Source organism: Thermus sp. H19.2, assembly GCF_054979525.1.
Window position 1 is genome coordinate 1,428,290 of record NZ_CM143429.1, and the last position, 12,550, is coordinate 1,440,839.

The following is a 12,550-nucleotide window of genomic DNA, read 5'->3' on the forward strand; positions in this document are numbered from 1 at the left end:
CGCGGACGTCTTGCTTAGGAGGTGAGGGATGTTCAAGGAGGTCGGCGAGCCCAACTTTCCCCAGATGGAGGAAGAGGTCTTGGCCTTCTGGAAGCGGGAAAAGATCTTCCAAAAGAGCGTGGAAAACCGCAAAGGCGGTCCCCGCTACACCGTCTACGAGGGCCCTCCCACCGCCAACGGCCTCCCCCACGTGGGCCACGCCCAGGCCCGGAGCTACAAGGACCTCTTTCCCCGCTACAAGACCATGCGGGGCTACTACGCGCCCCGGAGGGCAGGCTGGGACACCCACGGGCTTCCCGTGGAGCTGGAGGTGGAGAAGAAGCTCGGCCTCAAGAGCAAGCGGGAGATTGAGGCCTACGGCATTGAGCGCTTCAACCAGGCCTGCCGGGAGTCCGTCTTCACCTACGAGAAGGAGTGGGAGGCCTTTACCGAGCGCATCGCCTACTGGGTGGACCTGGAGAACGCCTACGCCACCTTGGAACCCACCTACATTGAAAGCATCTGGTGGAGCCTGAAGAACCTCTTTGACCGGGGCCTCCTCTACCGGGACCACAAGGTGGTGCCCTACTGCCCCCGCTGCGGCACCCCCCTCTCCTCCCACGAGGTCGCCCTGGGGTACAAGGAGATCCAAGACCCCTCGGCCTACGTCCGCTTCCCCCTGAAGGAGCCGAAGAAGCTCGGCCTAGAGAAGGCGAGCCTCCTCATCTGGACCACCACCCCCTGGACCCTGCCCGGGAACGTGGCCGCGGCGGTTCACCCGGAGTACACCTACGCCGCCTTCCAGGTGGGAGACGAGGCCCTGATCCTGGAGGAGGGGCTGGGGAGGAAGCTTTTGGGCGAGGGAACCCCGGTCCTCAAAACCTTCCCGGGCAAGGCCCTGGAAGGCCTCCCCTACACCCCCCCCTACCCCCAGGCCCTGGAGAAGGGCTACTTCGTGGTCCTCGCCGACTACGTGAGCCGGGAGGACGGGACGGGCATCGTCCACCAAGCCCCCGCCTTCGGCGCCGAGGACCTGGAGACCGCCCGGGCCTACGGCCTTCCCATGCTGAAGACGGTGGACGAGGAGGGAAAGCTCTTGGTGGAGCCCTTTAGGGGCCTCTTCTTCCGCGAGGCCAACCGGGCCATCCTCAAGGACCTCAAGGGGCGGGGCCTTCTCTTCAAGGAGGAGAGCTACCTTCACAGCTACCCCCACTGCTGGCGGTGTTCCACCCCCCTCATGTACTACGCCACGGAGACCTGGTTCATCCGGAACACCCGCTTCAAGGAAGAACTTCTAAAGAAAAACCAGGAGATCGGGTGGGTGCCGCCCCACATCAAGGAGGGGCGCTATGGGGAGTGGCTGAGGAACCTGGTGGACTGGGCCCTAAGCCGCAACCGCTACTGGGGGACGCCCCTGCCCATCTGGGTCTGCGAATCCTGCGGCAAGGAGGAGGCCATCGGGAGCTTCCAGGAGCTCAAAGCGAGGGCCACGAAGCCCCTCCCCGAGCCCTTTGACCCCCACCGTCCCTACGTGGACCAGGTGGAGCTAGGGTGCGCCTGCGGGGGGAGCATGCGCCGGGTTCCCTACGTGATTGACGTCTGGTACGACTCGGGGGCCATGCCCTTCGCCTCCCTGCACTACCCCTTTGAAAACCAGGAGGAATTCCAGGAGAGTTTCCCCGCCGACTTCATCTCCGAGGGCATTGACCAGACCCGGGGCTGGTTCAACTCCCTGCACCAGCTCGGGGTCATGCTCTTCGGCTCCATCGCCTTCAAGAACGTGATCTGCCACGGCCTCATCCTGGACGAGAAGGGGCAGAAGATGTCCAAGTCCAAGGGGAACGTGGTGGACCCGTGGGACATCCTGCGGGAGTTCGGGGCGGACGCCTTGAGGTGGTACATCTACGTCTCCGCTCCCCCCGAGGCCGACCGGCGCTTCGGGCCCAATCTGGTGCGGGAAACGGTGCGTGACTACTTCCTCACCCTCTGGAACGTCTACAGCTTCTTCGTGACCTACGCCAACCTGGATCGGCCCGACCTGAAGAACCCTCCCGCCCCTAAGGAGCGGCCCGAGCTGGACCGCTGGCTCCTCGCCCGGATGCAGGACCTCATCCAGCGGGTAACGGAGGCCCTCGAGGCCTACGACCCCACCACCAGCGCCCGCGCCCTCAGGGACTTCGTGGTGGAGGACCTCTCCCAGTGGTACGTGCGCCGGGGAAGGAGGCGGTACTGGAAGAACGAGGACGCCCTGGACCGGGAGTCGGCCTACGCCACCCTCTACGAGGCCCTGGTCCTGGTGGCCAAGCTCTCCGCCCCCTTCACGCCCTTCCTCGCCGAGGTGCTCTGGCAGAACCTGGTGCGAAGCCTCCACCCCGAGGCCAAGGAAAGCGTCCACCTCGCCGACTGGCCGCAAGTTGACCCCGCCTTGGCCGACGAAGCCCTGGTGGCCAAGATGCGGGCGGTGCTCAAGGTGGTGGACCTCGGCCGCTCGGCCCGGGCGAAAAGCGGGGTGAAGACCCGTACCCCCCTCCCCCTCCTCCTGGTCACCGCCCCCACCCCTCTGGAGCGGGAGGGCCTCAGGCACTTCGCCCCGGAGATCGCCGAGGAACTCAACGTCAAGGAGGTGCGGGTGCTGGAGCCGGGAGAAGAGGTGCTGCGCCACCGGGTCCTGCCCAACCTCAAGCTCCTCGGGAAGAAGTACGGGAAGCTTGTCCCCAAAATCCGGGAAGCCCTGGAAAGGGAGAGGGAGCGGGTGGCAGCCCTGGCCCTGAAGGGGGAGGCCATCCCCTTGGAGGTAGAAGGCCAGGCCCTCACCCTCCTCCCGGAGGAGGTCCTCCTCGAGGCCCAGGCCCCTGAAGGGTACCAGGCCCTGGAGAAGGACGGGTACGTGGCCGCCCTCAAGGTGGAGGTCACGGAAGACCTTCGCCTGGAGGGCCTGGCCCGAGACCTCCTCCGCCTCCTGCAACAGGCCCGCAAGGAGATGGGCCTCAAGGTCTCGGACCGCATCCGGGTGGGCTACCAGGCGGAAGGCCCCTACCTCGAGGCCCTGAGGCGCCACGGGCGCTGGATCGCCGAGGAGGCCCTGGCCCGGGCCTTCGGGGAGGGGCTCTTTGGGGGGTTTGAGGTGCGGGTGGAGGACGAGGAGGGCAAGGCGGTCTTCCACCTGGCCCGGCTGGAGTAGGGCGGCAGCACCCCACCGCGTCGGGGACCCCAAAACCTCTCCCAGCCATGGTGGGCGCATCCCATGTTGCAAAGCCAACGCGGGGGTTACCGCCGCTTTACCCAAGGGCGGCCTCGGGGTATAGTGCCCCCGTGCTTGCGCCCAAGGACCTCCTGGAGCCCCTGGGGCTTGACGCCCTCCTCGTCACCCGGCCGGAGAACGTCCGCTACCTCTCGGGCTTCCCCCACCCCGAGGACGCCCAGGTCCTGGTCACGGGTGAGGGGGCCTTCCTCCTCACCGACCCCCGCTACCCCGAGGCGGAAGGGGAAAGCCGGATCCCCGCCAAGGTCCTCAGGCGGGAGGAACGGGAAGAGCTCTACCGGAGGCTTTCTGGCCGGGTAGGCTTTGAAGCCGAGCACCTGCCCTACGCCGCCCTGGAGCGCCTGCGGGAAGCCTCCCCGGCGGAGTGGGTGCCCACCAAAGGGGTGGTGGAAAGGCTCAGGCTGAGGAAGACCCCGGAGGAGGTGGAGAGGATCCGCCGCGCCCAGGCCCTGGCGGAGGAGGCCCTGGCCCACGTCCTCCCCCTCCTCAGGCCCGGGGTGGAGGAGCGGGAGATCGCCCTGGAACTGGAGTTCTTCCTCAAAAGGCGGGGGGCCGAGGGAGTGGCCTTTCCCCCCATCGTGGCCTCGGGGGGAAGGGGTGCCCTCCCCCACGCCCGGGCCTCGGAAAAACGGCTGCAAGAGGGCGAGCTGGTCACCCTGGACCTGGGGGCTAGGCTCGAGGGGTACCACTCGGACATGACCCGCACCTTAGCCCTGGGAAAGGTGGAAGGGGAACTGCGCCGGGCCTACAAGGCGGTGGAGGAGGCCCTCGAGGCCGCCCTCGCGGCCCTCGCCCCGGGGAAGCCGGCCAAGGAGGTGGACGCCCTGGCCCGGGAGGTCCTCAAAGGCTACGGCCTGGACCGCTACTTCGTCCACTCCCTGGGCCACGGGGTGGGCCTCGCCGTGCACGAGGGGCCGGGGCTTTCCCCCTATGCGGAGGAGGTCCTGGAGGCCGGCATGGTGGTCACCGTGGAGCCCGGGGTCTACCTCCCGGGGCTTGGCGGGGTGCGGATAGAGGAACTCGTCCTCCTCACGGAAGGAGGCGTGGAGGTCCTTTCCCGCTTCCCTCGAGGCTGGCAGGAGGTGTAGGTGCGCCTTTCCTTCCTCCTCCCCCTCCTCCTCTCCCTGGCCCTGGCCCAGACCTACACCGTCAAGAAGGGGGACACCCTCTTCCGCATCGCCAAGGCCCACGGCCTGAGCGTAAGGGAGCTCATGCGCCTCAACGGCCTCACCGGAGAACGCATCTACCCGGGGCAGGTCCTGCATCTGGGGGCTTCCCCGAAGCCAGGCCGCTTCCTCCAGGAAGGCCTGGCCGTCTGGTACGGGCCAGGCTTTCACGGCAAAAAGACGGCCAGCGGGGAGGTCTACGACATGCACGCCCTCACCGCCGCCCACCCCTCCTTGCCCTTCGGCACCCGGGTGCGGGTGACCAACCTGAAAAACGGCCGAAGCGTGGTGGTGCGCATCAACGACCGGGGCCCCTTCGGGGGAAGGTACATCATAGACCTCTCCTACGCCGCCGCCAAGGCCATCGGGGCCCTCTCGGCCACCCCGGTGCGCCTAGAGCTGGAGGATTAACGTGGTCCGCTACGGCTTTCACCTTTCCATCGCCGGCAAGAAAGGGGTGGCGGGGGCGGTGGAGGAGGCCATGAGCCTGGGCCTTTCCGCCCTCCAGATCTTCGCCAAAAGCCCCAGGAGCTGGAAGACGCGCGCTCTCTCCCCTTCGGAGATAGAAGCCTTCCGCGCCCTAAGGGAGGCCGCAGGGGAGCTCCCCGGAGTCATCCACGCCTCCTACCTGGTCAACCTCGGGGCGGAGGGGGAGCTTTGGGAAAAGAGCGTCATGAGCCTCGCCGACGACCTGGAAAAGGCCCGTCTCCTCGGCCTGGAGTACGTGGTGGTCCACCCGGGCTCGGGAAGTCCCGAGAGGGTGCGGGAAGGGGCCCTCAAGGCCCTCCGCCTCGCCGGGGTGCGGGAAAGGCCCCGCCTCCTTCTGGAAAACACCGCGGGCGGAGGGGAAAAGATAGGGGCCCGCTTTGAGGAGTTGGCCTGGCTCGTGGCCGATACCCCCATGGGGGTCTGCCTGGACACCTGCCACGCCTTCGCCGCCGGGTACCCCGTGAAGGACGCTCCCGGCGAGGTCCTTTCCGAGCTGGACCAGGCCGTGGGCTTGGAAAGGGTCCCGGTGGTGCACCTCAACGACTCCGTGGGGGGCTTGGGAAGCCGCATAGACCATCACGCCCACCTCCTCCAAGGCCAGATCGGGGAAGGTCTCAAAGGCGTCCTCCTGGACCCCCGCTTGCGGGGACGGGTCTTCATCCTGGAAACCCCGAGGAGCCCGGAGGAGGACGCCTGGAACCTGCGGGTCCTCCGGGGCTGGCTAGAGGAGACCGCCCCCCAGCAGTAGGCGCAAGGCGGCCACCCCAAGGACCAGTAGCCCGAGCTTCCAGGCCCTCTCCTCCCCAAAAAGCACCCCCAGACCCGCCCCCAGCAGGGCCAGGGGGATCACCAACCAGTTGAGCCAGCCCAGAAGGGGAAGGAGGGCAGGGAGGAGAAGCAAAAGGGCGAGGACCGATAAAAGAAGGCTCAAAGAGCGCATGGAGCCATTCTAGCCGAAAAATACGCCGAAAAACACCCGCCGGGCGAAGCCCAACACCTCCTGGATGGGTCCCCGGAACACGGTGAGGATGAGGAGGAAGGAAAGCCAGGCGTACTGCTCCAGGCGCCAAAGGAAGGGCTGCCAGGAGAGGGGCAGAAGGCTTTGCAGGATCTTGGAGCCGTCCAAAGGGGGGATGGGCAGGAGGTTGAACACCGCCAGAACCAGGTTGAGGCTGCTGGCGAAGAAGAGGCCCAGGGCCAAGACCCCGGTGAAGGTCTTGGTCTCTCCCCGGAAGGTCTGGACCACGCCCCACGGGTCCAGGGCGAAAAGCCCCCGCACCAAAAGGGCGAGGAGCACGGCCAAGGCCAGGTTGATGGCGATGCCGGCGATGGAGACCACGAAAAGCCCCAAGCGGTAACGGCGGAAGGCCCCAGGGTTCACGGGCACGGGCTTGGCCCAGCCGAAGCCCGCTAGGAGAAGGAGGACCGTGCCCAAGGGGTCCAGATGCCGGAGGGGGTTTGGGGTGAGGCGCCCCCACCGCCGGGGGGTGGGGTCCCCGAAGCGGAAGGCGGCGTAGGCGTGGCCCCACTCGTGGAGGCCGAGGCTCAAGAGGAGGGCCGAGAAGGCGAGGGCGAAGGCCAGGGGGTCCTGCTGGAGAAGGCCGACCATGCTCATCCTCGCGGGGCTCACAGGCCCAAGGCCCGATACAAGACCCCCAGAAGCCCCGCAAGCCCCTGGACCACGGAGCCCGTAACCCCGGTGTAGGAGAGGAGGAGGAAGATGAGGAGGAAGCCCAAGGGGCCGTAGGAGGCCAACCGGTCCAAGAAGCGGCGGGTCTCGTACCCGCCCACGGCGTAAAGGGCCTTGGCCCCGTCCAAGGGCGGCACGGGGAAGAGGTAGATGGCGGCGTGGAGGAGCATGAGCCTTTGGGCCACGAAAAGCCCCTCGCCGAAGGGATAGGGCAGAAAGCGGGCGAGAAGGCCATAGAGGAAGGCGGCCACGAAAAACCCCAAGGGGCCCATGAGGGCCACGAAGGCCCCCTTGCGCCCGGGAAGGTTCGTGGGCACGAAACGGGGCCAACCGAAGCCCAGAAGGAGGAGAAGGAGAAGCCCCAAAGGCTCCAGGTGCACCCTAAGGTCCAGGGAGAGAAAGCCGTAGCGCCTGGGGGCCGTTTCCCCGTAACGGTCGGCCAGCCAGGCCTGGAAGAGGTTGTGAAGGATGAGGCCGAGGGCGGCTAGGGCGAAGGCCACCAGGAAGACCGGGGGGTCATTGAGGAGGGGAAAGAGTCCCATCGCCCACCAGTTTACGGGCTAAAGCCAGCTCTTCCTCAAAGGTGCGCACCTCCCCCCGGGCCCGGGCCTCGGCCACCCTCCTCAGAACCTCCCCCACCTTGGGGCCCGGGGGGAGGCCCATCTCCAAGAGGTCCCGCCCCCGGAGGACCCGCCGCCTTTCCCTGAGCCAAGCCTCCCGCTCGGGGAAAAGGGCCAGAAAAACCCTCCGCAAGGGCTCCTTGTCCAGGGCCTCCTTCGGTACCTCCTCTCCCCTCTTGGCCTGCAAGAGGAGGGCCAGGTCCTCCTGGAGGCGCTTGGGCACGGCCAGGGCCCGTGCCCTGCCCAGGGGGTCTTCCTGGAAGAAGAGCAGGAGCAAAAGCCTGGCTTCCACAAGGGCCCTTCCCAAGGTGTCCTCGGGAAGGCGGAGGCGGGCGAAGGGGGCCTTTTCGGGAAGGGAGAGGCCGTAGAGGGGCCTCAGGGCTCCCAGTTCCTCCAGAAGGGCCAGGGCCTCGTAGAAGGTGTCCTCCTCGAGGGTCAGAAGGAGCTCGTCTCGGAGGCGGCTTCTGCTGGCCGTGCGCAGCACCTCGGGCAGGAGGGCGGGAGGGAGGATGCGCAAGGCCTCCTCGGCGAAGCGGAAAGCGAGCCGGGCCGCCAGGCGGGCCCCCCGGACGATCCGGCTCGGGTCCTCCACGAAGGAAAGAGGGTGGAGGGGCCTCAGGAGGCGGGCCTCCAGGTCCTTGAGCCCCCCGTAGAGGTCCAAAAGCTCCAGGGTGGCCAGGGAAAGGGCCATGGCGTTCACCGTGTAGTCCCGCCTTTCCAGGTCCTTGGCGATGGGGGCCGGGCGCACCTGGGGCAGGGCCCCGGGGTAGGGGTAGACCTCCTCCCGGCTTTCCGCCAGGTCCACGGAAAGGCCGAAGGGAAGGCGCACCCGCCCGGTGCCGAAGGCGTAGTGGAGAGCGTAGCTTCCCCCGAAGCGCCCCGAAAGAAAGCGGGCCACCTCCCCCACCCGCACCCCCGGCTCCAGCACCAGGTCCAGGTCCGGCCCCGAGCGGGAAAGCAGGGCGTCCCGCACCGCCCCGCCCACCAGGTACACCCCCTGGGGGAAAGCCTCCTTCAGGGCCAGGACCACCTGCCTGGCCCCTTCGGGCAAGGCCTCCAGGATCCTCTCCCCCAGGGTGGGCCTCGAGGCGGGCCGCTTGCGGTAGAGGTCCGTGCGGGTGAAGATGCCGAGGAGCCGCCACCCCTCCCCCACCGTCTCCCCCACCAGGACCCGGCCTCCCCCTTCCTTCAGCCGGGCTTCGGCCTGGGAAAGCGGCGTATCCGGGGGAAGGATCACCGCCCGGGCCAAAAACCCCTCCACCGGGTGGTGGATCAGGCCCAGGCGTTCTGCCTTTCTCAGGTCCCGCCTTCGGGCGAGCCCCAAGACCCGCACCCCACCCCCCTCCAGGGGCACCACCACGGGCATGGCCCCGTAACCTCGTTCCTCCAGCTTGCGCAGGGCCTCCCCCACCGTGGTGGGGGAAAGGGTTTCCACGGGGGAGGTCATGGCCTCCCCCAAGGTGGGTTCGGGATCCAGAAAGAGGGAGAGGGCAGAAAAAAGCCTGCGCAAGGCGCTTTGCACCCCCCTTACCCGGGCAAAGGCCGCCCGGGGATGCCCCCCGCCGCCCACCTGGGCAAGCCATCGGGCCACGTCCAAGCGCGCCTTGCTCCGGGCGATGAGGAGGACCTCCTTGCCCAGCCTCAGCACCAAGAGCACCCCGTCCGCCTCGTGCAGGTCCAAAAGGGTGTGGGCCAGGGGGGCCAGAGCGGGCACGTAACCCTCTTCCTTGGCCCTGGCCAGGAGGAGGCGGAAGCCCTCCACCTCCACCACCCGAGCGGTCTTGAGAAGCTCCTTGAGGACGCTTCGGGCCTCCTCCCCCAGGTGGGGGCGCACCCAGGCCCTGACCCGGGGGATCTCCGCCCCCAGGAGGGCCAGGTGGTGGGCGGCCTCGAGGTCCAAGGGGGTGGTGGAGGGGAAGCTAAACCCCCCGGTGTCCTCCCAGATCCCAGCGTAGGCCAGGGTGGCCTCCAGGGGAGTCAGGACGAGGCCCCGCTCCATGAGGAGGGGAAGGAGCAGGCTCACCGTGGCCCCCACCTCCTGGACCCTCCCCCCCACGGCGGGCACGTCCCCGGGGGCCCGCGGGTGGTGGTCAAAGACCCAGAAGGGCACCCGGCCCACCAGGGCCTTAAAAGGCCCGATGCGCTCGGGGCGGGCGTTGTCCACCAGGATCACCTCGGAAACCCTGTCCAAGGGGATCTCCGAGGCGGGGACGAGGTCCAAACGGTCCTCCAAAAGAGGGGCGATCTCCTTGAGGGGACCCTCGAGGCCCCCCACCAGGGCGAGGAGGCTCCCCGGGAAAAGCCTCCCCGCCAGCACCATGGAGCCCAGGGCGTCAAAGTCCAGGTTCTCGTGGGCCACCACCACCCGCACGGTTTTTAGCTTACTTGACGGAGGGAAGCCCCCTTGCTAGACTCAGGCTTGGCACGTGGAGAGGTGCCCGAGTGGCTGAAGGGACACGACTGGAAATCGTGTAGGCGGGCTTAAACCTGCCTCGCGGGTTCGAATCCCGCCCTCTCCGCCAGACCCCCAGCCTCGAGGCTGGGGTTTTTCCTTCAGTTCCCCCCTTCCACCTCCACCACCCGAGCCTCCTTGCGGGCCCGCTCGGCCAAGAAGGTCAGCCGGTGGACCTCCACCGCCTCGGCGAAGGGTTCCAGAAGGGAGGGGTCTTCCCGCTCCACCGCCTCCACAAGCCCCATGTCCCCCCCGGCGTGCCCCGTGCGCACCGAGGCCTCCAGCTCCGTGGCCAACTCCCCCCGCAGGAAGTGAAAAACCCGGATGCGCCGCCCATCCCCCAAAGGCTCCCCTCGCTGCCGAAAAGCCGCGTTTCCCGGAAGCGCATCCCGCTTAGGGCCTCCACTCGCCGTACGCCCGTCCCTGTACTCCAACCTTTAGCCTCTCCTCCCCTCTTTCCGAGGGGGGGCAGGAGGCTCCACGGGGGCAAAGAAGGGCGACATGGGATTTTACCCGGCACTTCCCTCCCCCCAGGCGAAGCCCAGGGCAAAGGGGCCCAAAGCCTTCCTCAAGGCTTTTGTCCGCCTTGCCCGGCCACCTTGGCCGGGCACATTGCCCCGGGTACATTAGTGGCATGTCCCGAGGCTCGAGGCCCAAGCCCAAGGAAGAGGCCCCCTTCCTCATCACCCCGCCCCGCAAAAAGGGGAAGCCTCCCCTTCCAGAGCCGGTAGTGCCCAAGCCCGGTAAGTCCAGCCTCGCCCACCTCAAGGAGCAAAGGCTTTGAAGAGCTTAGGGCAAGAGGCCTCACTCCCCGAGGCGGAGGGAGGGGCAAGCGTCTACCTGTACCTCCACGGGCCTCACCCCGGGGGGAATGGGTACCTTGCACTCCCCCCCAGAGCACACCTTGGGGGTTTCCACCTGGAGGCCTCCCCCGGGCCAAAAGAGGCGTATGGCCCAGGCCTGGCCCTCCACTCGCAAACGCACCTCCTGGTAGCCCAGGGCGGCGGCCCACACCCGGGCCAGGCACTTCCCGCCCTCCTCTACCCTCTTCTCCTCCGGGGCCGGGGCAGGGCGCGAGGAAGAAGGAGGCTTCTCCCTCCCCTGAAGGGCGAAATAGAGCCCTATGAGCCCGAGGAGGACCACGCCCACCACCTTTTGCCGGTCCATGCTTACCCCCTTAGGTGGGGAATATACAGAGGCGACAGGCCACGTTACCCGGCACTTCTTTGAGTTTTCAGCGTCTAGGACGGCATAAAGGCCACCTAAAACTCACCCGGCGCTCACCCGCCACACCCCACACTTCTTTACGCGGGGATTCTGACCCCCACTTCCCCTTCTTCGTAGACCCCCAACCAGGTAAAGAAAAAGGCCAACCCCAGGGGTTGGCCCGGGCCTTGGTGAGCAAGCAGGGCTAGGGCTCAAGCTGTCGCTTAGCTCTCAAAAGCAATCCCCCGCCTCCTTTCCGAGGCGGGGCTTTTTGCGTCCTGGAGCTGGTGGAGCGGCGGGGATTTGAACCCCGGACCTCCCGCTTGCAAGGAGAAAACCTGGGAGGCATTCCATTTCTATCGTGTCCCGTAGTTTCCGTTGGGAACGGCATTCCTGTCCCACCCCGTCCTCCCACTCCCGCCGGGGGTGCAGTAGAACTGCAGTAAAACTGCAGTAGGCTCCTTGGAGTTTTTCTTTTGCCTATTTAGACCGCTTCTTCTTTCTGTACCAGGCTTTTCGGCACCGGTCCGACCGGCAGGTTTCCCGGTCAGCGCGGCCCAGGAAGGGTGCCCCGCACACCGGGCAAAAACGCACGCGGCGTTCCGTGAACGCCTGGGCAAGCTCGAGGCGCACCCAGGCGCGGGGGCCCACGGGGCCCCTGACCCGCCCGTCCGGGGTGACCTCGAGGCGTGGGAGGATTTCGCGTAGAGCGGCGATGCTGAGGTGGCGGGCCACGGCCTCCGCGCTGACCCCCTCCACGCCCCGCCATGCCTCAAGGAGGGCACGGTAAACCTCCATCCAGGGCTCAACGGGGGGGTTCAGGGTGTGTAGGGCCACCCCCAGCCCTCCCCCCTCCTGAGAGGCCCGGAGGAGGTCTAGGTAAAAGCTTGCCTCTTGCGCGAAACCGTGCCATGCCGCCACGGGGTCCCCCCATCCCGGGTACAGCATCCCCACCCTCGAGGCCGTTTCCAGAGCGGCGTGGGCGAAACGGGGGTCATCGGGGGGTGCGGCGCGAGCCACGCGACCGAGGCGAAAAACCTCGGTGTAGAGGGGGCTGGGAATGGAGAGGTGGCCCTCGAGGGCGCCCCCCGCCGTGGACCCCCCTCCTGAGCAGGGGAGGGCGCTATCGTAAACGGCCAGCGTGTTGGCGTCCACGAACCCCCTTGGCCGGGCCGCCTCGAGGCTCACCTCCTCTATGTCCGGGAGGAGAGTCCGGAGGGAAACGCGCGGGCGTAGGACCCACCGGGCCACCCCCCACCCGATGCCGGGAGCCGCAAACGGGGCGCCCTCAGGGTCAAAAACGAGGTCGAGGGGCGGGCATACCGGCACGTATTCAACGGCCAGGTTGAAGGTCAGGGGAGGTGTCCCCGTTTTTGTCCCCGATACGCCTCTTGCCATTGGGGACCATCATAAACCATCCTGAGCCTCGGAGGTAGGCGATGAACCCCGAGATGATTTGGCGGTTAGCGCAGGAAAAGGGCATACCGGTGCGGGCGGCCTACACGCCCCTGCAGGCGTCCAAACTGTTGGGCATCGGGAAAAACGCCATCTACGAGGCCGTCCGGGCGGGGCGGGTGCGGCATTTGCGCGTGGGGCGCATCACGTATGTGCCGGTGAATGAACTGGTGCGGCTCCTCGAGGGCGGCCTCGAGGGGAGGGAGGGCGCATAAAACGGGTTTGCCCCCC

Annotated in this window: 13 protein-coding genes and 1 tRNA gene; 7 read left to right on the forward strand and 7 right to left on the reverse strand. The window is 67.4% G+C overall.

Annotated elements, in window-relative coordinates; translation table 11 throughout:
* The first annotated feature begins 28 nt into the window (after positions 1 to 28).
* The 4 genes from ileS to nfo all read left to right on the forward strand — a co-directional run bounded on the left by ileS (position 29) and on the right by nfo (position 5,644).
* On the forward strand, positions 29 to 3,160 hold the full coding sequence (gene ileS, locus ACY5J6_RS07785) for an isoleucine--tRNA ligase (protein ID WP_462844421.1): 3,132 nt from the start codon (positions 29 to 31) through the stop codon (positions 3,158 to 3,160).
* 131 nt (positions 3,161 to 3,291) lie between these two features.
* A complete protein-coding gene (locus ACY5J6_RS07790; protein WP_462844422.1) occupies positions 3,292 to 4,329 on the forward strand; it encodes a M24 family metallopeptidase in 1,038 nt (345 codons plus the stop codon).
* Positions 4,330 to 4,818 (forward strand): septal ring lytic transglycosylase RlpA family protein, encoded by a 489-nt coding sequence (locus ACY5J6_RS07795; RefSeq protein WP_462844423.1) that lies wholly within the window; start codon positions 4,330 to 4,332, stop codon positions 4,816 to 4,818.
* Position 4,819: 1 nt separating this feature from the next.
* Positions 4,820 to 5,644, forward strand: a complete 825-nt coding sequence (gene nfo, locus ACY5J6_RS07800; RefSeq protein ID WP_462844424.1) for an endonuclease IV — start codon at positions 4,820 to 4,822, stop codon at positions 5,642 to 5,644.
* On the opposite strand, the gene ACY5J6_RS07805 is transcribed toward nfo, so the two are convergent.
* The 4 genes from ACY5J6_RS07805 to ACY5J6_RS07820 are packed head-to-tail and all read right to left on the reverse strand — an operon-like array spanning position 5,618 to position 9,577.
* A complete protein-coding gene (locus tag ACY5J6_RS07805; RefSeq protein ID WP_462844425.1) occupies positions 5,618 to 5,836 on the reverse strand; it encodes a hypothetical protein in 219 nt (72 codons plus the stop codon). The two genes, nfo and ACY5J6_RS07805, sit on opposite strands and share 27 nt — an antisense overlap.
* A 9-nt stretch (positions 5,837 to 5,845) precedes the next feature.
* A complete protein-coding gene (locus tag ACY5J6_RS07810) occupies positions 5,846 to 6,505 on the reverse strand; it encodes a site-2 protease family protein (RefSeq protein WP_462844426.1) in 660 nt (219 codons plus the stop codon).
* Positions 6,506 to 6,522: 17 nt separating this feature from the next.
* A complete protein-coding gene (locus ACY5J6_RS07815) occupies positions 6,523 to 7,128 on the reverse strand; it encodes a zinc metalloprotease (RefSeq protein ID WP_462844427.1) in 606 nt (201 codons plus the stop codon).
* Positions 7,103 to 9,577 (reverse strand): CBS domain-containing protein, encoded by a 2,475-nt coding sequence (locus ACY5J6_RS07820; protein ID WP_462844428.1) that lies wholly within the window; start codon positions 9,575 to 9,577, stop codon positions 7,103 to 7,105. Before ACY5J6_RS07820 ends, ACY5J6_RS07815 begins: the two co-directional genes overlap by 26 nt.
* Positions 9,578 to 9,634: 57 nt before the next feature.
* Here ACY5J6_RS07820 and ACY5J6_RS07825 point away from each other — a divergent pair.
* A tRNA-Ser gene (locus ACY5J6_RS07825) sits at positions 9,635 to 9,728 on the forward strand.
* A gap of 31 nt (positions 9,729 to 9,759) precedes the next feature.
* Here ACY5J6_RS07825 and ACY5J6_RS07830 read toward each other — a convergent pair.
* On the reverse strand, positions 9,760 to 10,002 hold the full coding sequence (locus ACY5J6_RS07830) for a hypothetical protein (RefSeq protein WP_462844429.1): 243 nt from the start codon (positions 10,000 to 10,002) through the stop codon (positions 9,760 to 9,762).
* Between the two features lie 290 nt (positions 10,003 to 10,292).
* Between ACY5J6_RS07830 and ACY5J6_RS07835 the strand changes: the two genes are divergently transcribed.
* Positions 10,293 to 10,442 (forward strand): hypothetical protein, encoded by a 150-nt coding sequence (locus ACY5J6_RS07835; RefSeq protein ID WP_462844430.1) that lies wholly within the window; start codon positions 10,293 to 10,295, stop codon positions 10,440 to 10,442.
* Between the two features lie 20 nt (positions 10,443 to 10,462).
* Here the strand turns inward: ACY5J6_RS07835 and ACY5J6_RS07840 are convergent, their stop codons facing one another.
* Complete coding sequence (locus ACY5J6_RS07840; RefSeq protein ID WP_462844431.1) at positions 10,463 to 10,825, reverse strand: hypothetical protein; 363 nt, start codon at positions 10,823 to 10,825, stop codon at positions 10,463 to 10,465.
* 519 nt (positions 10,826 to 11,344) lie between these two features.
* A complete protein-coding gene (locus tag ACY5J6_RS07845; protein WP_462844432.1) occupies positions 11,345 to 12,115 on the reverse strand; it encodes a hypothetical protein in 771 nt (256 codons plus the stop codon).
* 188 nt (positions 12,116 to 12,303) lie between these two features.
* Here ACY5J6_RS07845 and ACY5J6_RS07850 point away from each other — a divergent pair, with 188 nt between their 5' ends.
* Complete coding sequence (locus tag ACY5J6_RS07850) at positions 12,304 to 12,534, forward strand: helix-turn-helix domain-containing protein (RefSeq protein ID WP_462844433.1); 231 nt, start codon at positions 12,304 to 12,306, stop codon at positions 12,532 to 12,534.
* The last annotated feature ends 16 nt before the right edge of the window (positions 12,535 to 12,550 follow it).

Coding starts and splice junctions, on each gene's coding strand:
- ileS (WP_462844421.1), top strand. CDS start 29: ATGTTCAAGGAGGTCGGCGAGCCCAACTTTCCCCAGATGGAGGAAGAG.
- ACY5J6_RS07815 (WP_462844427.1), bottom strand. CDS start 7,128: ATGGGACTCTTTCCCCTCCTCAATGACCCCCCGGTCTTCCTGGTGGCC.
- ACY5J6_RS07810 (WP_462844426.1), bottom strand. CDS start 6,505: ATGGTCGGCCTTCTCCAGCAGGACCCCCTGGCCTTCGCCCTCGCCTTC.
- ACY5J6_RS07840 (WP_462844431.1), bottom strand. CDS start 10,825: ATGGACCGGCAAAAGGTGGTGGGCGTGGTCCTCCTCGGGCTCATAGGG.
- ACY5J6_RS07835 (WP_462844430.1), top strand. CDS start 10,293: ATGTCCCGAGGCTCGAGGCCCAAGCCCAAGGAAGAGGCCCCCTTCCTC.
- ACY5J6_RS07850 (WP_462844433.1), top strand. CDS start 12,304: ATGAACCCCGAGATGATTTGGCGGTTAGCGCAGGAAAAGGGCATACCG.
- ACY5J6_RS07805 (WP_462844425.1), bottom strand. CDS start 5,836: ATGCGCTCTTTGAGCCTTCTTTTATCGGTCCTCGCCCTTTTGCTTCTC.